The organism is Paenarthrobacter sp. 2TAF44 (assembly GCF_052114885.1).
GTDB lineage: Bacteria > Actinomycetota > Actinomycetes > Actinomycetales > Micrococcaceae > Arthrobacter.
In genome coordinates, this window is sequence record NZ_JBFRFP010000005.1 from 169,790 (window position 1) to 192,664 (window position 22,875).

Below are 22,875 nucleotides of genomic sequence, written 5' to 3' on the forward strand. Positions count from 1 at the left end.
AGTTTCCGTCAACCGGGTGCGTGCCCATGCAGGCTGAGTTCCTTGTTGGCCGGGACGCGGAGTTGGACCTGGCGACTGAAATATTGAGGCAGGAGGGGGCGGGCGCCGTCCTGCTCCTTGCCGACCCCGGCATCGGTAAAACGGCCATGGCCGAAGAGATCGCCGCCCGCTTGGCCGGCGAAATGGTGGTGATGCGGATCCATGGCAGCCCCGCCCTGTCCGCTGTTCCTTTCGGTGTCCTGGCGCCGTATCTCCTGGACCTGCCTGTGGAACAGGCCACGTCGCCAGTGGCTATCCTCCGCGAGTTTTGGTCCCAGTTCGAGAAAAGGCGCGGAAGCGAAGGTGCAAGGCTCCTTTTGGTAGTGGACGACGCCCATGACCTCGATGAGGCCAGCAGCCAGATTCTGGCCGAGTTGGTGACGGCTGGCTGGGCGCGGCTCGTGGCTACCAGCAGGCCACGGCCCGGGCTGCCTCCTGCCCTGCTCCAGCTCTGGTACGACGGCTTGGCAGAGCGCTTCGAACTCCATCCCCTGGAAAAGGAAGAAGTGGCCGAGCTCGCAGGGAAAACCCTGGGTGGGTCGGTCATGGCAAGCACCACAGATGTCTTACATTCTGTTTCGGAGGGGAACCCCCTGCTGCTCCGTTGCCTCCTGGAAGACTCAAAGGCTGACGGAAACCTGGTGCGCCGAAATGGCGTCTGGTTCCTCACGAGTGCCCTCTCCGGCGCCGGCGAGGGCCTCTCTGAAGTGGTTCGGAACAAAGTCCTGCGAACCAGCGAGGCTGAACGGGAGGCGATGTACATCATCGCCCTTTCCGAACCCGTGCCCGCCGCTGTACTCGACGCGCTTGTGGGCAGGGATACGCTGCGGTCGCTGATGGACAACAGGCTCGTGACTTCCAGTAATGGCGCCGGTAGCCCGGTGAAAATGTGGCACCCGATGTATGGTGAGGCGCTTCGCCACATCGTTTCGCCCGCCCGCAGCCTCCAGATCCGCCAGCGTATGGTCCAGCACCTGCCCGCGGAACCCTCCACGGCGGAGGGTCTGCTTCGAATGGTGAGTTGGGCGCTGGACTGTGGTGCCGACGTCGAGGACGAACAGTTGCTGCGGGCGGCGTTCCTCGCCGCAAAACTCCTGCAGAATCCACTCGCGCTGCAGGCCGCTGCCAAGGTTCGCTCCGAAGCGCTGCGTCCTCGTGCCCGTGCCGTCATGGCAATGGTCAAATACAACGACGGCGACTACCGCAGTGCCGTGCAGCTGCTCGGGGAAGACGCAGGGTTCCTGGACGCCGATCCGTCCGGGCCCTTGGGTGCCGGACTGCTGTGGGGGGCTGCAAGGTCCGCAATGGGGGACAGCTCGGGTGACATTCTGGCGGACGCTCACTCGGCCGCTGACGCGCTAGTGGCGGGCCGCAACGTCCAGGACCCTGTGGTCCAGCAAATTCGACGGCATGCTGCAGCTTTGGAATTGGCGGCGCTGGCCCATGACGGCCGCTATGGGGAGCTGCGCGAGGGACTTGCCACGTTCCAGGCCGGTCTTGCCGTGGACGAGCCGGATTTCGTCATGAACCAGCTTTTCCTGCTGGCCATGCAGTGCGAGTTGCTGATGGTGGAGGGCCAGGCGGTGCAGGCATTGGAGATGGGCAGGGAAGCGCTGGTGTTGCTGGATGAACACCATGACGACCTCCTGTACTTCACTGACTTCATCCTGGTCCGCTATGCCTTGGCCGCGTTGGAATCCGGTGACTGGGCGGCAGCCGAAGCCGCGCTGAACCGCTATGCCGCCAGCTCCGCCATGGGGCTTATAACGTTCGGCGGCGACATCCAGGCGCTCAAAGGACTGTCCTTGCTCCGGCAGGGACGTTTGGAACAAGCCAGCGCTGTGCTGACGCCCGCGGTGGAGGCCCTCCGCGTGAAGGACCCGCAGAGGTTGCGCCGTCTGGGCAACGCGCTTGCGTTTTATGCTGCCGCCAGGTCGGGAAATAACGAACTGGCCCAACGCCTGTCCGTGGATACGGTAGTGGTCCCGGCTGCCGGTGGCGCCTATGTTGAAGCCCTGGCTGAGATCTTTACCCTTGCTGCCAAGGAGCATTTGAATAAAGGAACAGGGCTGGAGAAGCTGCGGAGCCTCCCTGATTCCACGCATTTGCATCAACTTCCGGGCGTCCTGCTCCAGAACCTGGTCCTCAGGGCAGAGCTGGGGGACCAGCACGTAATGGACCCGATCCGGGAGACTGCCTCGTCAATGGCTGGGGCATGGGCAGGCGGTTGGCACATGCTGGCGACCGCCCAGGTGGACGGCGCCGGCGATGCTTTCGTTAACGCGGGCAATCTGCTGGCCGCTGGAGGCATGCCAGGGCCAGCGGCCACAGCTTTCGACAAGGCCGCCATCGCCTTTGATGCCGAGGGCAAGCGCCCGGAGGCGCGGCAGGCGGCCGTGCTGCGCGACGTCAGCGAGGCCAGCCTTGGGGACACGCAGGTCCACGACCCCCACACCGAGGTAGACCGGTCCGTGCCCCTGACCCGGCGGGAGCAGGATATTGTGGCGCTGGCCGTTTCCGGACTCACTGACCGTCAGATCGCAGAGAAACTCATGGTCTCCGTCCGCACGGTGGAGGGCCACTTGTACCGCAGCTATGCCAAGCTGGGCATCCGCCGGCGCGAGGACCTTGGGGCTGCTGTCCGCAATTGACGCACGGCAATTTGAGTAGCCTCCGACGCCCGCAAGCACCACGTGGACGCGGTATTGCACCCATTACCACCAATCAATGGAGTAACCCGGGCCTTATCCCCGGCGGGACCAAGTAGTGCCCCTCCAAGGTACTGAGTACAACAGAGTATCGGGGCCTGGAAACCGCCCTACTAATCGAGTACCGATTACTGGTGTTCTGATTTCCGTCACGCGGTTAACTGATCTTGGAAGGAAGGAAAGCCCCAAGCATCCCCCGAATTCCATATCGAAATACCGCATCGGTGGTCTCTTTTAGCCGGTGCTCCGGCCGTCGAGAGGCGGTCCGGCCCTGGACGAAGCCGGCGGCGACAGAGTCTTCTGAGACCGAGACTCTCCCCCCAGCCGTCGCCGGCTTCTAGGCCAGGGATCCCGCAAACTCGCGGAAGCCTAAATTCTCCCGGACCAAGGGACTGCTGCTATTGGAGTGCGCATGTTGCCGGACCCCTGGCTGGACCAAGACACTGTCACAGTCGGGCTGAGGCCGCCAACATTCCCGGACCGGAAGCAGATCCTGGATCTGATCCTTTCGGCAGTACCATCTCCTTCCAGCAATGGCATAGTTGTGACAGGCGACAGGGGATCTGGAAAGAGCCATTTGTTGCTCTCCATCAAAGCAGGACTCCCGGACTCCGTGGACGTTCGCACATTCGCCGGCAAACCGGAACTCCAGACAACCGTCTATGGTGCTTTGAGCGCACCAGTAGAGCCCTCCGGCGAACAAACGGCCCTCCCTGGACTTCATGTCCTGCGGGCGCTCACCCAAAGCCTGGGTCCAGCGGAATACCTGTATACACCACCGTTTGCACGGCGTCGAGGCAAGCGTCACCCTGAGCCTAAACGGCCTCCACTGGTCCTCCTCGTGGACGACATCCACTTCGTTGATCCTGCATCCCTCGCGGTTTTGTTGCAGCTGATGCCGGGATTCGGAGCCACCTTGGTGGCGACGGCGGACAGCCGCCGCCCGCTTCCGCCGGATCTGTACCAGTTGTGGGAAGAAGGATTTCTCGAGCAGTACTTCCTGGCTCCCTTTACGTTCAGCGAGGCGCAGGCCCTGTCCGAGGACGTACTGGGCGGAAAGGTTCAAAGGCGCGCCAGCAGTCTTCTGGCGTCGATGTGCGGATTCAACGTAGGACTCCTTTGCCTCGCCATCCAGGATGCACGCAACGCCCACCTCCTGGTGGAGCGCGACGGTTACTGGACCATGGACGTACGGGCACATTGCCAATGGCCAGGGGTGGTTGAGCATGTCCGGGCCGACATCTCCCAGCATGCTGCGGAAGAACTGAAGGCGTTGGAGGTTATTGCGCTCGCCGAGCCCCTGGCCTTGGATGTTGTTGAGCACCACTTCGGCCAGAAAGCCGTGGAACACCTTCTTGACTCACACGACATCCGTGTGCTGCCTGGAAGGCCGCCGCTTGTCCGTACGAGTTCATGGCTGAGGGGCGAGGGCATCCGGCTGTCCGTTCCCCACTCGCGCAGCACGGCGCTCCGACTTGGCATCGAGGAGCCGGGACTCACGGCGGACTCCGCACCCGCAATGCTGAGGTGGATGACCTGGACGCTCGATTGCGGGCTGAGCCTCTCCGACGAACTCATCCTCGCCGCAGCGCCTGCGGCTGATAAACCGTCCACCGCTGAGTTGGCCATCCGGGCTTCCGTGGGCATCAACGGTTCAAGTCACCGGAATGAAGCCAGGATGCTCCGTGCCCGGGCACTCATTGCCGAAGGACAGCTCAAAGAAGCAGCACCGGAGTTGCGTGAGTTGGTGGGCGCAGGAGTGCAGGCGGAGGTGCAGGCCGAGGCTGCTTCCCGGTTGATGGGCCTCAGCCTTTTGGGAGCGGCCTCACCCATGCCGCCAAAGCCCGACGGCGGGGCGCAAGGGCTGGAGGAACCGTCGGATCCAGCCGCCCGGGTCATGTGGAATGTCCAGGAGGCCGAACAGCTCCTGCTGTCCGGTGACGCTCCACAGGCGTTGGAAAAGTCTTCCGCTGCCTTGGCCGCCATCAACGCCAATCCGGCGCTGGAAATGTTCCGGCCAGGGGTCCTCCTCCGCCACGTTTTGCACCTGCGGCACAACCTGTCATGGAGCCAGGTGGACGCCCTCCTGGATTGCCCGTGGGCCTACGCAGTACCAGCGCACTTGGCCTGGTGCCTGGAAGTAGCGCGGGGATATGCACAGCTCAGCCAGGGCCTTCCCCGGCCCGCCTTGCGAACGCTGGAACCCGTTGTGGCTGAACTGCACGACGCCGGCCTGCCGCCGGTTCTTCAGTTGGCATCGGCAATGCTGGCGTACTCCGCTGCGCTGTGCGGTGATTCGGAGCAGGCCATGGCAAGGGTGCAGCAAAGCTTGGTGGCGGGAAAGGACGCAGCCGGCGAAACCCCCGCCAGCCCAGCCCACAACAGTCCCGCCCACGCCGGCCCAACTCGTGAAGGCCTGTCTGACGAAGGTCTGTTGCCCCAGCTGAGCGCCCTGTTCGTGGCGGCTGCGCAGGACAAGGTTTCGCGCAAACCGAGCCAATTGTTTGCGGTAGCCGAGGCATTCCATGACCAGCAAAGTCCTTTGATGGAAGCCGAGGCGTTGACCCTCATGACGCTCAACGCAAGCAAGTCCGCCGTCGAGGACCTCGTGGTGCAGCGCCGCCTTGGTGAGCTTGCCGCCTCGTTGCAGGGGGCCCGCGCGGCGGCGATGGGAACCTTCGCTTCGGCTTTGCTGGGTAATGATCCCAAGCTGCTTGAGTCCGCCGGCAAGAGTCTGTCTGCAGACCGGCAATTCGCAGAGGCGGCCCTCTGTTACGCCCGGGCGGCCAGCGGCTACGAAGCAAGGACCCGGAGTGCGGCGAGCCGCCGCGCCTGGACCTTGATGGAGCGGCTGCACGGGGCTTTCGACAGCGATGTTGCTCCGCCACTGGGATGGCTGCCCGGTACTGCAGGGCACTGACGTACTGCAGGCCATTGAAGGACTGCTGGAGACTGAAATACTGCAGGATATTGACGTGCTGTACGGCACATCTCCGGGGACGTCGGGCCGTGGGATAATTGAGTGTCCCCGAAGGATTTCCAAGGAGTGCCCCTTGACAGTCGTATCAACTCCCGCCTCATTGCAGCAGTCCGTGGTTCCTGCCATGGACAATGCGGAGGTGTTGCGGATCCGGAACGACTTCCCCGTCCTGGACCAACTGGTCAACGGCAAGCCGTTGATCTATCTCGATTCCGGGGCCACGTCCCAGAACCCCTTGAGCGTGATCGAGGCCGAGCAGGAGTTCTACGAGCAACGCAACGCCGCAGTACACCGTGGCGCACACCAACTTGCGGTGAGCGCGACTGAGGCCTTTGAGGATGCCCGCCAGACGGTGGCGGACTTTATCGGCGCCCAGTACGAGGAAACCGTGTGGACGTCCAACGCCACGGAGGGCCTGAACCTCATTAGCTACGCTCTGTCCAACGCCGCTTTGTGGGCTGCGCAGGGCCGTGGCAGCTCAGCGTTGAAGGAGTTGGGGATCGGCCCGGGCGACGAAATCGTGGTCACGGAGATGGAGCACCACGCCAACCTGATCCCCTGGCAGGAGCTCGCCTTCCGGACCGGAGCCACACTCAAGTACATTCCCATCACCGATGATGGCACCCTTCGCCTGGACGCCGCAGCAGAGATCGTGGGGGAGCGCACCCGCCTGCTGGCTTTCACCCATGCCTCCAACGTTCTGGGCACCATCAACCCCGTTGCCGAACTCGTGGCTCTCGCCCGCCGCGCGGGGGCGTTGGTGGTCCTGGATGCTTGCCAGTCAGTCCCTCATATGCCCATTGACGTCAAGGACCTGGACGTTGACTTCGCGGTTTTCTCGGGCCATAAGATGTTGGCCCCCACGGGCGTCGGCGTCCTGTACGGCAAGCAGGAACTCCTGGATGTCCTTCCGCCGTTCCTCACAGGTGGTTCCATGATCACTACTGTCACCATGGAGCGCGCCGAATATTTGCCTGCCCCCCAGCGCTTCGAAGCCGGAACCCAGCGCATCTCCCAAGCGGTTGCCCTTGCCACTGCCATGAACTACTTGTCCGAAACCGGGATCGACCGCATCCATGCTTGGGAAGCCACGTTGGGTCAGCGCCTGGTCAAGGGACTTGAGGGCATCGACGGCATCCGCGTGGTGGGCCCTGCTTCTGGTGCGGAACGCATCGGGCTGGCTGCTTTCGACGTCGCCGGTGTCCATGCGCACGACGTCGGCCAGTTCCTTGACGATCGCGGCATCGCCGTTCGCGTCGGCCACCATTGCGCCCAGCCACTGCACCGTCGCTTGGGGCTGACTGCTACTACCCGGGCAAGCACGTACCTTTACAACACCACGGACGACGTCGATGCCTTCCTTGACGCCGTGTCTGGCGTTCGGGCCTATTTCCAGGCCTGACCCACGCGGCCGAATTGCAGCCGCTCCCCACACACTTCCACGAACGGGTAACCAGCACCATGAGTCTTGACCAGCTGTACCAGCAGATCATCCTGGACCACTCCAAGCAGCGGCACGGCAGCGGGCTCGCGGGCACGGAAGTCCCAACGGGCACGTCAACCGGGCAATCCCACCAACTCAACCCGGTCTGCGGGGACGAGGTAACGCTCCGACTGGCTGTCGCCGATGGAACGGTCAGGCAGATCAGCTGGGACGGTGAAGGCTGTTCCATCTCCATGGCGTCGGCTTCAGTGTTGACCGACCTCGGCGAGGGAATGTCGGTAGAGGAATTGCACGCCGTGATCGATAACTTCCGTGAGGTCCTCCGCTCGCGTGGAAAGGTGCAGGCGGATCCAGAGATTTTGGGAGACGCTGCCGCGTTCGAAGGTGTGGCCCGCTACGCCGCCAGGGTCAAATGCGCCATGATTTCGTGGGTTGCTGCGGAGGACGCGCTGAACCAGGCGACGGCCTAGCAGCCCATCGAGCAGCGGCGGAGCAGCCCCGCGCTAGGCGCGGCTGAAGACGTCAGGTACGCCGTCGCCGTCGTCGTCCCGTTGTTCTTCTGCCTGAACCTGGCGGTACCGCCGGTTCCGGGCCCTGAGCACGACGGCGGCCAGCAGCGCCGCGATCAGGGAACCTGCCAGGATGGCCACCTTGGCGTGGTCATTGTGTGCAGATCCCGCGCCGAAGCTCAGCTCGCCGATCAACAGGGAGACGGTGAACCCGATCCCGGCCAGCAGTGCCAACCCAAAGAGGTCGATCCACGCAATGCTGGAATCCAGGCTCGCACGGGTGGTTTTGGTCACCAGGAACGTGGTACCGAAGACGCCTACGGCCTTGCCTATTACCAACGCCGCAACAATTCCCACGGCCACCGGATCACTGAGCGCGGCCCGCATGCCGTCGAACCCGCCCAGCGCCACCCCTGCGGAGAAAAACGCGAAGACAGGCACGGCGAATCCCGCTGAGAATGGGCGCAGCCGGTGCTCGAAGTGCTCAGCGAGCCCTTCCTCCGGCTCACCCTTTTTCCCGCTGTTGAAGACCGGAACCGCAAAGCCCAGCAGCACCCCGGCCACGGTGGCATGGATGCCGGAGGCATGGACGAAGCCCCAGGTGGCCAGGGCCAAGGGGAGCAGGATGTACCAACTGCGGATCCGCTTCTGGACCAGGAACGTGAAAAGGGCCAGCGGCACCAGCGCGGCCAGGAGCATGAGGGGCTGGATCCCGGTGGAGTAGAAGAAAGCGATGATGCCGATGGCGATGAGGTCGTCCACTACCGCGAGAGTCAGCAGGAAAGTCCGGAGCGCGGCGGGAAGGTGTGTGTTGATAACGGCAAGCACGGCCAGGGCGAATGCGATGTCCGTAGCCGTGGGAATGGCCCAGCCTTTGAGCGTCTCCGAGGCGGAGCCGAGGTTGAAGAGGACGTAGATCAGGGCAGGAATAACAACTCCACCAACGGCGGCGGCCACCGGTACAACGGCGCGGGCCGGTTTCCGGAGTTCCCCGGCAACGAACTCCCGTTTGAGTTCAAGGCCTGCGAGGAAGAAGAATACAGCCAGCAGGCCGTCGGAGGCCCAATGCCCGACGCTGAGCTGCAGGTGCCAGGGTTCGTAGCCTATTTTGAGGTCGCGTAATGCGAAATAACCGTCAGCGGCGGGGGAGTTTGCCCAAATCAGCGCAATGACGGTGGCGGCCAGAAGGAGAGCGCCGCCCACGGTCTCTGTTCGAAGGATCGAGAGGATCCGGCGGTACTCGGGGTAGCTGGAGCGGCTGAAAACAATGGTGGTCAGGGGTTGTTTGGCCACGGTGGCTCCTGTGGGTCGAGTAGTCAAGGGCAGGCATCGCAAAGACACCGCCGACCAGACTTCCCGGCACACCAAAGTCCATTCTACCCAAGTGAGTCGCAGCAGTGCGCGTTATGAGCTCTCAAAACGCGCACTGCTGCGACTTACTTGGGCGAAACTTAGGCGAGAAGCCCCGTGATCCCGATGACCGCCGTCGCTAGTCCCAGCACCATGGAAATGGAAACCAGGACCACGTGGACCGTGAGGAACCTTGTGGCCTTCCCTGCGGCGTCGCGAGCCCGGGGGTCCTTCATGACGCGCTTCAGGAACTGCGGCCATACAACCAGGGACCATACGCCGGCAACGATCAGGACCCAGCCCAGAATGGCAGGGAGCTGCATGCTAGTGGCTTTCGAGCCAGGCCTGCGCCTGCTGCGACTGGATGTTCAAGGCCTTGCCAACCATCGGCTCAGCAGCATCGGCAATCTTGCCGCCGAGGAACGGAACAGACGAGGAAACGTTGCCCTCAAGTTCGATCCGGGTGTTCGCGCCTTCAGCCACGAGGCGCTGGACGGCGGTGACATCAAGCGGGGCACCGGAGACTTTCAAGGCAATCTTGCTGGCGCGGGAACCATCTGCTGCGGGCGCTTCCCACTGCTCGGTCTGCGTGACGGTCAGGCGCTCGCCCACGAACTTGCGGGCGATATCCGGCAGACGGGTAGTGGGCAGAGTACGAACCGTGGTGGTGCTGAAAGCGCCGGCAGGGTCGCCGTCGATCGTGAACGATTCCAGGGAGCCGCCCACCAGTTCGCTCGTGTGACGCAGGAAGTCTTCGTCGACAAAGACGGCCGCTACTCGGTCAACGCTGTGCGGCAGGGTGGTGGATGCACTCAGGGCCATGGGTCCTCCGTGGATATGTTGGTGGTGAAGCTCTTTTAGCTCCCAACATCCTACGGGGTGTCCGTGGCCACAGCGGAAATGTCCCGCCATCAACGGGCCCTGAGGGAGGGGTAGGCTGGAATGACCCGGCATTCGTTCGAATTTCCGGGCATTTGTGTTGCCTGCCCTTGGACCCACCCTAGGAGTTTCAGCCATGAGCCTCAACGGTCTGCGCCGCGCACTGGCGGAGGACAAGACTTTTGCGCGCGTCCGAACTGAGGCTCAGCGGGCCTTTTCGGCCCGGAGCACCGACTACCAGATCAGCGCCCCTACCGGTATGCGGGCAGTTCTCCTTGCAGAAATGGCCGATGGCCTTGCTGCCCAAGGAGCCGACGCCGCGAACGCCCCTGTTGTGCTGGCAGTCACCGCCACCGGGCGTGAGGCCGAGGACCTGACAGCGGCACTCGCCTCCTATCTCCCCGCGGACTCGGTGGCTACTTTCCCCAGTTGGGAAACCCTCCCGCACGAGCGGCTCTCGCCGCGTTCGGACACCGTAGGTCGCAGGCTCTCCGTCCTGCGCCGCCTGAACCACCCTGAAACCTCGACGGCGGCACCCTTGCGTGTGGTGGTTGCTCCGGTTCGCGCCGTGGTCCAGCCGATTGTTGCCGGTTTGGGCGACCTCGTTCCCGTAACGCTGCAGGTAGGGCAGGAACGCTCGTTCACCGATGTTGTCCGGGCCCTCTCCGACGCCGCCTATGCCCGGGTTGACATGGTGACGCACCGAGGTGAATTCGCGGTTCGCGGCGGCATCCTGGATGTTTTCCCTCCCACGGAGGACCATCCCATCCGTGTGGAGTTCTTCGGCGATGAAGTTGACCAAATGCGGTGGTTCGCTGTGGCCGACCAGCGTTCGCTGTCCGCTCCCGGGATCCACCACCCCACGGAACTGCACGCCCCGCCGTGCCGTGAAATCCTGATCACGCCCTCCGTCATGTCCCGCGCTGCCAAGCTCAAAGCCGATATGCCGGCGGCGGCTGACATGCTGGAGAAGATCGCGGGTGGCATCGCCGTTGAAGGTATGGAGTCCTTGGCTCCGGTCCTGGTGGATGCCATGGTCCCGTTCGTGGACCAGCTTCCGGCCGGGTCCTTGAGCGTGGTGATCGAACCGGAAAAGGTTCGCACCCGCGCGCACGACCTCGCTGCTACCAACGAAGAGTTCCTGGAAGCTGCTTGGTCAACAGCGTCCGACGGCGGTTCCGCGCCCCTTGATCTGTCGTCCCAGGCATCCACTGACTTGCACGCCGCGAGCTTCCGTTCCCTGACAGACACCCGATCCGCCGCCTTGGAACACAGCGTTTCCTGGTGGTCCATCACCTCGCTCGCAACGGACGAGGACCTGGTGTTGGACATCGACGTCCTCAACCTGCATGCCCGGGAGCCGCGCGGTTACCAGGGTGAGGTCGCGGAAATGCTGGACTTCATTGGCTCCCGTGTCCGGGAGCAGTGGCGCTTGGTGGTTGTTACGGACGGCCCGGGACCGGCACAGCGCCTAGTTGAGCTGTTCCACGATGCCGACATCCCCTGTGCTCGCGTGGACTCGTTGGATAACGATCCACAGCCGGGCATCATCGAGGTGACCACTGCCGCCGTCGGGCGTGGTTTTGTCCTGGACGGCCTCAAACTGGGCCTTTTGACCGAAGCGGACCTGCTGGGCCGCGCCACCGCCAGTTCCACCAAGGACATGCGGCGCATGCCGTCCAAGCGGCGGAATGCCGTGGACCCGTTGCAATTGCACGCAGGCGACTTTGTGGTGCACGAGCAGCACGGAATCGGCCGGTTCGTGGAGCTCATTCAACGCAAGGTGACCGGTACGTCGTCCTCCGATGCAGGGCTGCGTGAATACTTGGTGCTGGAGTACGCAGCATCCAAGCGCGGCGCTCCGGGGGACCGCTTGTTTGTCCCCACGGACCAGTTGGATCAGGTCACCCGCTACGTCGGCGGGGACGCCCCTGCCTTGAGCAAGATGGGCGGCGCTGACTGGGCCAGCACCAAGTCCAAGGCCCGCAAGGCCGTCAAGGAGATCGCCGGAGAGCTCATCCGGCTGTACTCGGCCCGGATGGCCTCCCGCGGACACGCCTTCGCCCCGGACACCCCGTGGCAGCGCGAGCTCGAGGAAGCCTTCCCGTATGTGGAGACCCCCGACCAGCTGACCACCATCAACGAGGTCAAGGCGGACATGGAGCGGGAAATCCCCATGGACCGGCTCGTTTCCGGCGACGTTGGCTACGGCAAAACCGAGATCGCAGTCCGCGCCGCTTTCAAAGCTGTCCAGGACGGCAAGCAGGTGGCAGTCCTGGTGCCCACCACGCTGTTGGCCCAGCAGCACTACGAAACTTTCACCGAGCGTTTCTCCGGATTCCCGCTGCGGGTGAAACCCCTTTCGCGGTTCCAAAGCGGCAAGGAAGCAAAAGAAACCGCCGACGGCGTTAAAAGCGGTGCCGTCGATGTTGTGATCGGTACGCACCGGCTTCTGTCCAAGGACTTTGAGTTCAAGGACCTGGGGTTGGTGATCGTGGATGAAGAGCAGCGCTTCGGTGTGGAACACAAGGAAGCACTGAAGAAGATGCGCACCAACGTGGACGTGCTGGCCATGAGCGCCACGCCGATTCCGCGTACCTTGGAAATGTCCTTGACGGGCATCCGTGAGACGTCCACCCTGGCAACCCCGCCGGAGGAACGCCACCCCGTACTCACCTATGTGGGCCCCTTCACGAACAAGCAGACATCAGCGGCCATCCGCCGCGAGCTGATGCGTGAAGGGCAAGTGTTCTTCGTGCATAACCGCGTGTCCTCGATTGAACGAATTGCAGCGCAGATCCGCGAGCTGGTCCCCGAGGCCAGGGTGGAAGTGGCGCACGGGCAGATGTCCGAGAGCCGCCTCGAGAAGATCATTGTGGACTTCTGGGAGAAACGGTTCGACGTCCTGGTCTGCACCACCATCATTGAGACCGGGCTGGACATCTCCAACGCCAACACCCTGATTGTTGACGGCGCCGACAAGTACGGACTTTCGCAGCTCCACCAGCTCCGTGGCCGCGTTGGTCGTGGCCGTGAACGTGCCTACGCCTATTTCCTCTATCCCTCGGAAAAGCCCCTGGGCGAGGTAGCCCTGGAGCGGCTCAAGGCTGTGGCGGCGCACAACGAGCTCGGCGCCGGCATGCAGCTGGCTATGAAAGACCTCGAAATCCGTGGTGCCGGCAACCTGCTGGGCGGTGAGCAGTCCGGACATATCCAGGGAGTGGGCTTCGACCTTTACATCCGGCTCGTGGGCGAGGCTGTTGCCGAGTACCGCGGCGAGGCCGAGGAAAAGGCAGCCGAGATGAAGATCGAGCTGCCCGTCAACGCCCACTTGCCGCATGATTATGTGCCGGGTGAGAGGTTGCGCCTGGAGGCCTACCGAAAGCTGGCCGCGGCGGTGACCACCGAGGTCATTGATGAGGTCCTCGCCGAACTCGTGGACCGCTACGGTGAGCCGCCGCTGCCCGCACAGAACCTCATCGCCGTTGCGCGCTTCCGGGTGGGGGCCCGCGAGGCCGGCCTGTCCGACGTCGCGCTCCAAGGCAACTTCATCCGCTTCTCGCCGGCGCAATTGCCCGAATCCAAAACCATGCGCCTGAACCGCATGTACCCGGGTTCCCAGGTCAAGCCTGCGTTGGATGCTGTGCTGATCCCCAAGCCCAAAACGGCCAGGATCGGTGGCCGTGATCTGCAGGACGCCGAGATCCTCCAGTGGGCCAACAACGTGATCGAAGCGATCTTCTCAGATGTACCCGTAAAGGCAGGCTGAGCGAATGATGGGAGGACACCACGCCGCGTCGGGAGCCGCGGCGTGGATTGCCATTGCCTCGACCGGCCCCTACGCCTTGGGCTGGTATCCGCTGGACTCCACCGGCATCCTGATCGGAGCCATGGCGACGGCGGGCACCGCCTTGGTGTGCGACTGGGACCACCGGCACAGCACCATTGCGAATTCGCTGCCGCCGCTTTCGAATGTCATTGCAGTGGGAATCGAGAAAGCCAGCGGAGGGCACCGGCAAGGCACACACTCGCTGTTGGGAGCCTCGGCCTTTGTAGTGCTGGCAGCCATGGCAGCTCAATTTCAGATGATCACACCGGCAGGGAAGCTCTCTGTTGGCGCTGGTTTGCTGTGTATGTTCATGATCAACCTGGCAGCTAAGGCTTTGAACCTGTTTCCGAAGTCCGGCTGGATCACCAACTGGCTGTTCGCTGTGCTGATGGCTGGCCTGGTTACCTGGTTTGCACCGGATCAATGGGGTTGGTTGCCGCTGTCAATGCTGACGGGCGTCGTGGTCCACATTGTGGGGGACATGATTACGGTCGGCGGTGTGCCTTTGCTGTGGCCAATCGTGATCAAGCCACCTAAATTCCTGCGGAAATCGCTGATCAGTGGCATCTGGCGGGCCAACGGTGCTTTCTCCATTCCCTTGCTGGGCAAGGCAGGCTCCCGGCGGGAGTGGCTGGTCCTGATACCCGTCAGTGGATACGCCATGGTGGGAATGGGGGCAGCGGGTTGGGCTCTGGCCCAGCAACATTGGCCCGGAGTGCTTGCGGCATTCGGCGGTGTGATCCAGGCCCCTTGATCGGGATGCCAAGTTGGCGTCATGTCTCGCGGCCTGTGCCCACTCCCTTTACGAGAAAACGAACTTTTGCGTTTTCACGTATACGGAGGTTCAGATGGCTGTGCTCCACTCACGCAGTATGCACGTCGGCAGCAGGGGAAGCCTTCGGGCACTGCGACATGTGGATTCTCTGCGTCGCTCCCTGGTTGATCTTGAAGTCATAATTCCGGCCTACAATGAGGCCGGACGGATTCCCAATACCCTGCTGCAAGCCGTCGATTTCCTGGCAAGTCAGCCCTGGTCGTCTCGAATCGTGGTGGTGGATAACGCCAGCGTTGACGAGACCGGGGCTGTAGTCCGCCGTATTTCGCGCGAGACAGGAAGCCGTGAGACCGGGAGCACCGTCCCGATTTCCGTGATCGGGTGTTCCCGTCGCGGCAAGGGGGCAGCTGTCCGCCGGGGCCTCCTCAGCGGTACGTCACGTTTCACCGGATTCTTTGATGCCGATCTGGCCACACCCTTGGATACGCTGACTGCTGCCATGTCCCACCTCGAAGAGGGTGCTGCAGCAGTTATTGCCTCGCGCCACGCGCCGGGTTCCACCCTGGTTCGTCCGCAACAACTGGGACGCCGCGTCGGCGGTACTGCTTTCCGCGCACTAACTAAGTCCAAAGTGAAGGGCATCTTCGATACCCAGTGCGGCTTCAAATTTTTTGAGCGGTCCTCGCTGACGGCTGCCATGGTCCAATGCCGCGCGACGGGATTCGCCTTTGATGTGGAGCTGCTTCTGAGGCTGCAACACCAAGGGGCCCGAATCATCGAACTGCCTGTCGCCTGGACTGACGGAGAATCGTCAACCTTCCGGCCATTCCACGACGGAATCGCCAGTTTTGCCTCCGTGCTTCAACTAGAGAAATCGATCCTATGACCAGTGCTTTCCCAATGTCGCCGACACATCTTGCTGGAAAGCACGTACTTATCCTGAACTGGCGTGACGTCGGCCATTCACAGGCCGGGGGCGCCGAGCAATATATGCACGAGATTTCCCGCAGGTGGATAGAGGCCGGGGCTGAAGTCACGTGGTTTACCGGACGTGAAGCGAACCAGGCTGCGGAGGACGTCATCGACGGCATCCGGATACTTCGCGCTGGCGGTCCCTTGGCAATCTATGCCCACGCCGCGCTCAAGCTCGTGCGAACAGGCAGTCTTTACGATGCTGTGGTGGATTGCCAGAACGGAATCCCGTTCTTCTCGCCGCTCTTCATGCCGGGCAGGACGCCGATCATTCAACTGATCCATCACGTTCACCAAGAGCAATTCAGCAGCAGGTTCTCTCCGCCCTTGGCTGCCCTCGGTCGTTTCCTGGAAAGCCGCGGCGCAAAAGCTGTCTATGGCCAGCGTGCCATTGTTGCCGTATCACCCTCCACACGGTTGGAACTTCGCAGGCTCGGGTTTTCCGGTCCTATACACGTAGTACCCAATGGCACCATCGACGTCCCGGCCGAGGTTGGGCCCAGGGCGCCTGAGCCCACCATTACGGTGGTCAGCCGCTTGGTGCCGCACAAACGACTGGACTTGCTGCTGGGCCAGATTGCCGTTGCAGCCTCCCGTATCCCTAATCTGCGCCTGGAAATCGTGGGCGATGGGCCCGAAAGGGGCCGCCTTCAGCAACTCGCGATGGACCTGGGGCTGAGCCACGTTGTGACTTTCCACGGCTATCAGCCCAACGAGGTCCGCAACAGGCTGCTGAACCGGGCATGGCTTACTACTTCCACGTCGGCGTCCGAGGGCTGGGGATGTTCAGTCATCGAGGCAGCGGCTTGGGGCGTTCCCTGCCTTGCATTGCGTGTTCCAGGCATCCGCGATTCCGTAGTGGACGGCAGCACAGGATGGTTGGTGGATACAGCCAAGGAATTCGGGAGCGCCATGGTTGCCGCCTTGGAGGCGTTGGCTGCCCATGAGGCATCGCAGGAGTTCTCTGCACAATGCCAGGAGTGGGCACGTTGCTTTACGTGGGAGCGGAGTTCGGCGCTTCTGGCTGGTGTTGTCCTTGAAGAGACGCAAAGCCTGGAAGCCACCGGTGGACGCAGTTCCCGCTCCGATATGTCCACACTGGTTCGTTTCGAACTACCGCCAGGCACCGATCTCCGGGCCATACTGCGTCCCACCGATGAAGTGTGGGAGGGCGACGGCCAAGCCTCGGTACTGATGAAAGGCCGCGATGAGTTCGAAGCCTTCGCGGTTTTGAAGCAGATCGGAGTTGACTCGGCAGAGTTGCAACCGGCCGGACGAAGCGTCCTGCTGGCCGGACCCGCAAGCGCTGCTTCGCCTGCCCACGCCGTTGATGGCCTGTAGGGCGCATACGGCCGGAATCGGCCAGGAGTGTGGACATGGCTGACACTTTGCTTCAAACGGATCAGGAAACCAAGCCCGGTGGTGTGGAAAGTCTGCCGGGACGGAGAAACAAAGTAGGTGAGAACAGCAAAGTAGGGGAGAACAGCGTCTTCCTGGCGATGTCGGCCGGTGTAGTGGGTGCAGTCAGTTACGCCTGCAGTTTACTCATGGCCAACATGCTGCCAACCAGCGACTACACGCATTTTGCGTCGGCCGCGATGCTGATGGGAATCGTGGGGATTGTCGCATCAGCGCTGGTACCTCTTCCCTTGTCCCATGTAGTCGCGGTCAATCCTGAAGGCTCCGAGGAACGCAAGGATGGCCTGGCCTTCTCGGTTTTTGTGTCATGCCTGGCGGGAGCAGCGGCAGCCGTAGTGACAGGAATGGTGACTCTGGCCTTTGCCACACCAGCGCTGGCTGGAGCTGTAGCGCTGGGTTCGCTGGCCATCTTCATCGTGACGGCACCCTCGGGCTGGTTGCAGGGTGAATTGCGTTTCACTTGGGTTGCCCTGACAAACATCGGCGAAGTTGTCCTCAGGCTCGGGTTCAGTGTGTTGGTGATCTTCCTGGCCTGGGGTGCCGGGGGAGCGGTCCTCGGATTTGCTGTGGGTTCAGTAGCTCCACTTGCCGTGCCACTTTCCTTCTACCGGGACCTGCATTGGCGTCCGCGTGTGCTTCTGGACAAATGGCGGTGGGCGGAGACCATCGAGATCGCATCGGTGCTGTGCGTAGTTTCGGTACTGGTTGGCCTGGATGTTGTGGTGGTTGGATTTCTGGACGAAGGATCCTCCGCTGCAGCCGGATTCCAAGCTTTGGCGTCAGTTGCCAAGGGGCCGGTGTATGTAGCGGCTGGTACTGCCTTGGTGGTTTTCCCCTTGCTACGCACCCCAGGCGCGGACGTGCGCAAGATCCTTGGAGCCGCCTTCACCTCCTTTGGGCAATTGGCGGTAGTGGCCTTCGTCATTATCGCGACGGCACCGCACGCGCTGGCCGGGCTGATTGTGCCCCAGAAGTATCACGGCTCCCTGGAGCTGCTGCCATGGTTGGCGGTAGCTGGCCTTGGCTACGCGGTGCTGATGGTACTGTCCACCATCCTTCTCGCGGTGAGGGCGTACCGGCGATGCCAGGTAGGCCTTGCCGTCGCTTGCCTTCTGGTGGTGGGTGGGTTGTGGGCTGGCTGGTGTCTGAATGCTGTTGCCGGCATGGCAGTGGGCTCAGCGGCGGGTTCCGTGCTGGCCTCCGTGGTTCTGGCCCTTATAGCTCGTCCCGTTCTTGCCGCCGCCAAGCGTCCGGGAGGCGTGGCCTGGCGGTGGTTTGCCTACCCAGCCGGACTGGCTGTCGTGCTGGGCGTGGCCAGCCAGTTTCAACCATTGCTGTGGTTGCTCCTGGCGTCCGGCGCGGGCTCTGCCATACTGGCGCATCAGCGCGGTCTGTTGCCCGGCTGGAGCAAGGTTGCGCGGCGCGTTCAGAGACTCACGGGCATCTGGATGCCGTTCTTCGCCGTTGTTGCCGGAGCCTTCTGCGTTCGTGCCCTTGGTCTTGAACGGGGCTTCGAGCTCTGGGTGGATGAGTTGCTGTACGTGCGTTTAGGCGAGTCTGTCAGTACCGGCCACTTTCCCACGCTCCCTGACGGGCCCTTCTTCCTCCACCCGCCCGGCTATTTCATCCTTGAAGCCGGCATCATCAGGCTGTTTAACGTCTCCGGCGAAATTGTGGATGTCGTACTGCACTTGCGATGGCTCAACGCCGCGCTCGGAGCACTGACAGTGGGTTTGGGGTTCCTCCTTGTCAAAAGGCTCACCAGTGCCGCGCCCGCGTGGCTCTGCGCTGTGCTACTTGCGTTCGAGCCTTTCATTCTGCGTAACAACAGCCATGCTTTCCTCGAGACCTCGGCCATGGCCGCTGTGCTTGCAGGGTTTTTGATATTGCTGCGAACGCCGAAGCGGGCAAAGGAACCTGTCCCTTTCCTGCGATTGGCGCTAGCGGGATTGCTTCTGGGATACGGAGTTCTGTGCAAGGACTTCTTCATCATCTGCACCTTCGTTCCGGTGCTGGTTGCTGTGTTGTGGAAGCAGACCCTGCCCTGGCAAAAAGCTGCGGTGGTGGCGGCGGTGGCTGCCATTCCCTATGCCGCTTACCTCGCCGTGGTAGCGCTGCGGGGACAAATGCCGGATTGGGTGTGGGCCAAAAGCAATGGGCTGCTCCGGATGTCCGGGGTTGAGAAGAACACGGGTTTCACGGCGGAAGGCTCGCCGAGCATCGTGTCACGGTTGATCGAGCAGAGCGGTCACTTTGGCACCAGTTATATTCTCCTGGCACTGTGTCCCGTAGTGAGCCTCCTCTTGTGCTTCAGCCTTCATGCAGGGCGGCGGTTTGTTGGACTGGCGGGGCTGGCTCTGGGTGTCGCGGGCGCCTACAGCGCCATCTTCGGCACCTTCGAAGAGCAATATGGGTATGGCGTCATGGTGGCAGGGGTCCTGTGCTCAGTGCTGGCCGTGGTGGAGCTCATTGAGAGATATCCGAAGGGTCGAAGGGCCCTCGCGGCGATGTCCATCTGCTTCATTGCTTTGGCGGTGCTCCTTGGGGTGCGCACGGCACTCACTGTGGACAATGGCTTTGCCAGTGCGAGGCAGTGGGTCAAAGCGAACCTCCCGACTGATGCGCGCGTCAGCGTCACCAACAGCACTGCGGAGTTGGCATTCAGGGATGACGCCAGGTTCGGAATCTGGCCATCAGCACCCTTGATGAAAGAGCATGGCGTCAATTACATCCTGACCCAGTCGCTGCCCACCAGCCAGGGATACGGCTACGCGAATCCCACGATGCTCGCCTGGCTAAAGGAGCACGCAACTCCTGTTTTCACTTCCGAGGGACCCACCAATGGTGATACGACGCTCTGGTTCGTGCGGGAAGCGGATCTGGACGTTGCGGCATCGGCGAATATCGGGTTCCCGTCCAAAGACCATGGCACAGAACGGTAAAGATCATGAGGGTTTTACATCTCGGGTTCGAAGACCCAGGCATGCCCGGCGCCGGTGGGGGATCAGTGAGGACACACGAGGTCGATCGTCGGCTGGTTGCCAACGGCTTCCGAATGACGGTCCTGACCACCAGATACCCCGGGTGGTCTGTACGTGTGCAGGACGGCGTTCACTACGTGCCGATCGGAATAGGCCAGGGGCGGAACAGATTAGCCCGGCTCCTGGGCTACGTGCTGATGCTGCCCTTTGAGGTTCGACGGCGTCGCGGAGCCGCTGATCTGGTGGTGGAGGACTTTTTCGCGCCGTTTTCCAGCATGGCTGCGCCGCTCTGGACAAAGCGCCCCACAGTTGGCCTGGTCCAGTGGCTGCATGCGCGAGAGAAAGCACGTGAATATGGGTTGCCCTTGCATTGGGTGGAACAGTGGGGTGTTAGGCGTTACCGGCGGATGATCGCAGTGTCGCAGGGCATCGCTGACCGCTTGACGGCCATGAACCCCCACGTTCGTGTGGAGGTGATCGGTAATGGTGTGGATCCCGCAGCCTGGAAACCCGAACCCAAACCCGGACAGGACATCCTATGCATTGGGCGTTTGGAGTTCGGTGGCAAAGGTCTCGATTTGCTGCTGGCAGCATGGGAAGAATGTGCGGGCCGCGTGGATGGCCAGCTCCTGATTGCAGGTGCTGGCCCTGATGAAGGAAAGCTGCGCGCCGTCATTGAAGAGAGGGGCCTTTCCAGCCGGGTACGGCTCCTTGGGTGGCTCTCCGGGGAGCAGAAATTTCAAGCAATGAGTGATGCGCGGCTTGTGGTTGTTCCCTCCAGGCAGGAGACCTTTGGGTTGGTGGCCATCGAGTCATTGGCTGTTGGAACTCCGGTCATTGCCTTCGATATCCCGTGCTTGAGGGAGATTGTCCCCGACGCCGCCGGCTGGTTGGTTCCGGCGTTCGACGTCGACGCCCTTGCTGCCGAGATAACGCGCAGATACCCGCAGGATGGACTGATGGAGGTGGGGGCCCAAGGCAGGGCGTTTGCTTCAGGCTTCAATTGGGACCGGCTCGCCGAAATGCAGGCCACATCCTTTCGTAATGCAGTTGCTGAAGCAGCTCCAACCGGGCCTCATCCACAGGAAGGGCCTCCGCATGGCAATTGAATCAAAAATCGAACGATCCTTGGCAGGCGACGCTCCCTGGCTGTTCCTGTCGCCCCACCTTGATGACGCGGTTTTGTCCTGTGGTGCGCTTATCGAGGCGCAGGCGCAGGAACGGGAGATCATCGTGGCAACTGTGTTCACGGAAGCCTCCCCTGCACCGCACACCCGGGCCGCCCGCTCTTTCGTGCGTCAGTCCATGCTTGAGGATGGGGTGCAACTATTCGAGGCCCGCAAAGCAGAGGACAAGGCTGTCCTTGCTGCCATGGGCGTACAGCTCATACATCTGGGTGCCGTGGATGCCTTGTTCCGTCGTCGCCAGTTACCGCGGCTCGCCAAAGGCGCGTGGAACAAGCTCCTGCCGGAACTGACACACCGCTACTCGACGTATCGATTCGACATCGCGCTCGGACGGATAGCACGGGGAGATAAAACGCTCATCCGGCAACTCCAGGACGATGTTGCCGAGCTAATGGCCGTGACCAAGGCCGAACTGCTCTTCGTTCCTGTAGGTGTGGGTAGCCATGTTGACCACCTCATCACCCGCAAGGCCGGGGAAGGCCACCCTGAAAACCTGGTCCTTTATTCGGACTTTCCCTACGATTTGGTCTCGCCGCCGGATACGGCAGGGTTAGCGCGCCTTGGGTACCAACCGTGGATTTGGGAAGAAGGCTTGTCATCCAAGCACCCGCGGATCAGGCAGTACTCCACACAAGCGGATGGGTTGTTCCCCAGCGGTGTAATTCCCATCAAAGCGGAAACCTACTTTGTCCCGCATCCTTCCCGAAGCTCAAGCAGTTAAGCCCGCCCCAAAAGCAATGGCCCAGGCGTTAGCCCGGGCCATTGAAAAACTGCGTGAACGTTTAGCTTTCGCCAGCTGAGTCCGAGCGGCCAAGGATGGTCTGGGGAATCCAGAATGCGAGGGCGAACAGGCCCAGGCAGACGGCCATCGGCCACGGGTTATCCAGGCTGAGGAAGGACAGGGAGTAGATAGCCCCCAGGAAGAGCACGATCATGACCACGAACAGGACAATGCTTGTGCCGAGGTTGTTCTCTTTTTCAATGGGAGCGCTTGTTGCGTTCTTGGACATTCATTCCTCCTCGGCCCCGCAGGGCTCAAAATCTGTGGCGGTTGCGGATGCCTCAGTAATCCGATGAACCCTGTTCACCTTTGACAATGGCTATTCCGGAACTCGCTCCGATACGTGTTGCACCAGCAGCAATCATAGCCTGTGCGTCAGCCAGGGACCGCACTCCGCCTGACGCTTTGACCCCAACATCAGGTCCGACGGTCTTGCGCATCAAGACAACGTCTTCAAGGGTTGCTCCGCCGCCGTTGAAACCAGTGGAGGTCTTGACGAAGTCAGCCCCTGCCTCCACGGCGGCTTCGCAGGCAATGACCTTCTGTTCATCGGTCAGCATGGACGTCTCGATGATGACCTTAAGGATCGCTTCGCCGGCGTGGACAGCTTCGGCGACGGCGGTGATGTCATCCACCAAGGCACCCTTGTCATTCGCGCGGGCGGCCGCCATGTTGATCACCATGTCGATCTCATCGGCGCCATCCAACACTGCACCGCGGGCTTCGAATGCCTTGACGTCACTGGGTGTGGCGCCCAGCGGGAACCCAATAACGGAGCAGGTCAAGACTCCGGATCCTTTGAGGGCCTTGGTGACGGTCTTGACCCAAATCGGATTGACGCAGACGGACTTGAATTTGTACTCGACGGCCTCGGCGCAAACCTTCAAAACCTCGGCCTCGCTGGCCTCCGGCTTCAACAGTGTGTGGTCGATGTACGAGGCGATGCTTGCAGGCGCGACGGCTTCGTTGCTCATGGGATCCTTCCGTGCCGGGCGTGGCCGGCCCGATGGCCGCAGGGTTGT

At 62.2% G+C, this 22,875-nt stretch carries 16 protein-coding genes; 11 read left to right on the forward strand and 5 right to left on the reverse strand.

The features are described from left to right. Positions 1-26: 26 nt before the first annotated feature. From AB4Z15_RS07595 to sufU, 4 genes are all read left to right on the forward strand, one after another. A complete protein-coding gene (locus tag AB4Z15_RS07595; RefSeq protein WP_442016783.1) occupies positions 27-2,690 on the forward strand; it encodes an AAA family ATPase in 2,664 nt (887 codons plus the stop codon). A 469-nt stretch (positions 2,691-3,159) separates the two neighbouring features. Continuing rightward, on the forward strand, positions 3,160-5,667 hold the full coding sequence (locus AB4Z15_RS07600; RefSeq protein ID WP_442016784.1) for an ATP-binding protein: 2,508 nt from the start codon (positions 3,160-3,162) through the stop codon (positions 5,665-5,667). A 133-nt stretch (positions 5,668-5,800) separates the two neighbouring features. Beyond that, a complete protein-coding gene (locus AB4Z15_RS07605) occupies positions 5,801-7,129 on the forward strand; it encodes a cysteine desulfurase (protein ID WP_442016785.1) in 1,329 nt (442 codons plus the stop codon). A gap of 59 nt (positions 7,130-7,188) precedes the next feature. Then, positions 7,189-7,641, forward strand: coding sequence for a Fe-S cluster assembly sulfur transfer protein SufU (gene sufU, locus AB4Z15_RS07610; RefSeq protein ID WP_442006301.1), 453 nt, complete (start codon positions 7,189-7,191; stop codon positions 7,639-7,641). Between the two features lie 33 nt (positions 7,642-7,674). Here sufU and nhaA read toward each other — a convergent pair whose 3' ends face one another. From nhaA to AB4Z15_RS07625, 3 genes are all read right to left on the reverse strand, one after another. After that, on the reverse strand, positions 7,675-8,973 hold the full coding sequence (gene nhaA / locus AB4Z15_RS07615; RefSeq protein ID WP_442016786.1) for a Na+/H+ antiporter NhaA: 1,299 nt from the start codon (positions 8,971-8,973) through the stop codon (positions 7,675-7,677). A gap of 158 nt (positions 8,974-9,131) precedes the next feature. Continuing rightward, a complete protein-coding gene (locus AB4Z15_RS07620) occupies positions 9,132-9,353 on the reverse strand; it encodes an SCO4848 family membrane protein (RefSeq protein WP_442006299.1) in 222 nt (73 codons plus the stop codon). A gap of 1 nt (position 9,354) precedes the next feature. After that, a complete protein-coding gene (locus AB4Z15_RS07625; RefSeq protein WP_431119148.1) occupies positions 9,355-9,852 on the reverse strand; it encodes a DUF2505 domain-containing protein in 498 nt (165 codons plus the stop codon). 193 nt (positions 9,853-10,045) lie between these two features. Between AB4Z15_RS07625 and mfd the strand changes: the two genes are divergently transcribed. The 7 genes from mfd to AB4Z15_RS07660 all read left to right on the forward strand — a co-directional run bounded on the left by mfd (position 10,046) and on the right by AB4Z15_RS07660 (position 21,793). After that, positions 10,046-13,678 (forward strand): transcription-repair coupling factor, encoded by a 3,633-nt coding sequence (gene mfd / locus AB4Z15_RS07630; RefSeq protein WP_442016787.1) that lies wholly within the window; start codon positions 10,046-10,048, stop codon positions 13,676-13,678. A gap of 4 nt (positions 13,679-13,682) precedes the next feature. Beyond that, a complete protein-coding gene (locus AB4Z15_RS07635) occupies positions 13,683-14,492 on the forward strand; it encodes a metal-dependent hydrolase (protein ID WP_442006297.1) in 810 nt (269 codons plus the stop codon). 94 nt (positions 14,493-14,586) lie between these two features. Further along, positions 14,587-15,399 carry a glycosyltransferase gene (locus tag AB4Z15_RS07640; RefSeq protein WP_442006296.1) on the forward strand — a complete coding sequence of 271 codons (813 nt, stop codon included), beginning with the start codon at positions 14,587-14,589 and terminating at the stop codon, positions 15,397-15,399. Beyond that, positions 15,396-16,826, forward strand: a complete 1,431-nt coding sequence (locus AB4Z15_RS07645) for a glycosyltransferase family 4 protein (protein WP_442016788.1) — start codon at positions 15,396-15,398, stop codon at positions 16,824-16,826. The genes AB4Z15_RS07640 and AB4Z15_RS07645 overlap by 4 nt, the downstream gene beginning before the upstream one ends. Before the next feature lie 35 nt (positions 16,827-16,861). After that, positions 16,862-19,846, forward strand: a complete 2,985-nt coding sequence (locus AB4Z15_RS07650) for an oligosaccharide flippase family protein (protein WP_442016789.1) — start codon at positions 16,862-16,864, stop codon at positions 19,844-19,846. 5 nt (positions 19,847-19,851) lie between these two features. Next, positions 19,852-20,994: a glycosyltransferase family 4 protein gene (locus AB4Z15_RS07655; RefSeq protein ID WP_442006293.1), complete on the forward strand. Its 1,143-nt coding sequence runs from the start codon at positions 19,852-19,854 to the stop codon at positions 20,992-20,994. Further along, a complete protein-coding gene (locus AB4Z15_RS07660) occupies positions 20,984-21,793 on the forward strand; it encodes a PIG-L deacetylase family protein (protein WP_442006292.1) in 810 nt (269 codons plus the stop codon). The genes AB4Z15_RS07655 and AB4Z15_RS07660 overlap by 11 nt, the downstream gene beginning before the upstream one ends. Positions 21,794-21,854: 61 nt before the next feature. Here AB4Z15_RS07660 and AB4Z15_RS07665 read toward each other — a convergent pair whose 3' ends face one another. Both AB4Z15_RS07665 and deoC read right to left on the reverse strand, forming a co-directional pair. Beyond that, positions 21,855-22,082: a hypothetical protein gene (locus AB4Z15_RS07665; RefSeq protein WP_442006291.1), complete on the reverse strand. Its 228-nt coding sequence runs from the start codon at positions 22,080-22,082 to the stop codon at positions 21,855-21,857. 52 nt (positions 22,083-22,134) lie between these two features. Continuing rightward, positions 22,135-22,827, reverse strand: coding sequence for a deoxyribose-phosphate aldolase (gene deoC, locus AB4Z15_RS07670; protein WP_442006290.1), 693 nt, complete (start codon positions 22,825-22,827; stop codon positions 22,135-22,137). Positions 22,828-22,875: the final 48 nt, after the last annotated feature.

Coding starts and splice junctions, on each gene's coding strand:
- AB4Z15_RS07595 (WP_442016783.1), top strand. CDS start 27: ATGCAGGCTGAGTTCCTTGTTGGCCGGGACGCGGAGTTGGACCTGGCG.
- AB4Z15_RS07600 (WP_442016784.1), top strand. CDS start 3,160: ATGTTGCCGGACCCCTGGCTGGACCAAGACACTGTCACAGTCGGGCTG.
- sufU (WP_442006301.1), top strand. CDS start 7,189: ATGAGTCTTGACCAGCTGTACCAGCAGATCATCCTGGACCACTCCAAG.
- AB4Z15_RS07620 (WP_442006299.1), bottom strand. CDS start 9,353: ATGCAGCTCCCTGCCATTCTGGGCTGGGTCCTGATCGTTGCCGGCGTA.
- AB4Z15_RS07625 (WP_431119148.1), bottom strand. CDS start 9,852: ATGGCCCTGAGTGCATCCACCACCCTGCCGCACAGCGTTGACCGAGTA.
- mfd (WP_442016787.1), top strand. CDS start 10,046: ATGAGCCTCAACGGTCTGCGCCGCGCACTGGCGGAGGACAAGACTTTT.
- AB4Z15_RS07635 (WP_442006297.1), top strand. CDS start 13,683: ATGATGGGAGGACACCACGCCGCGTCGGGAGCCGCGGCGTGGATTGCC.
- AB4Z15_RS07640 (WP_442006296.1), top strand. CDS start 14,587: ATGGCTGTGCTCCACTCACGCAGTATGCACGTCGGCAGCAGGGGAAGC.
- AB4Z15_RS07645 (WP_442016788.1), top strand. CDS start 15,396: ATGACCAGTGCTTTCCCAATGTCGCCGACACATCTTGCTGGAAAGCAC.
- AB4Z15_RS07650 (WP_442016789.1), top strand. CDS start 16,862: ATGGCTGACACTTTGCTTCAAACGGATCAGGAAACCAAGCCCGGTGGT.
- AB4Z15_RS07655 (WP_442006293.1), top strand. CDS start 19,852: ATGAGGGTTTTACATCTCGGGTTCGAAGACCCAGGCATGCCCGGCGCC.
- AB4Z15_RS07660 (WP_442006292.1), top strand. CDS start 20,984: ATGGCAATTGAATCAAAAATCGAACGATCCTTGGCAGGCGACGCTCCC.
- AB4Z15_RS07665 (WP_442006291.1), bottom strand. CDS start 22,082: ATGTCCAAGAACGCAACAAGCGCTCCCATTGAAAAAGAGAACAACCTC.
- deoC (WP_442006290.1), bottom strand. CDS start 22,827: ATGAGCAACGAAGCCGTCGCGCCTGCAAGCATCGCCTCGTACATCGAC.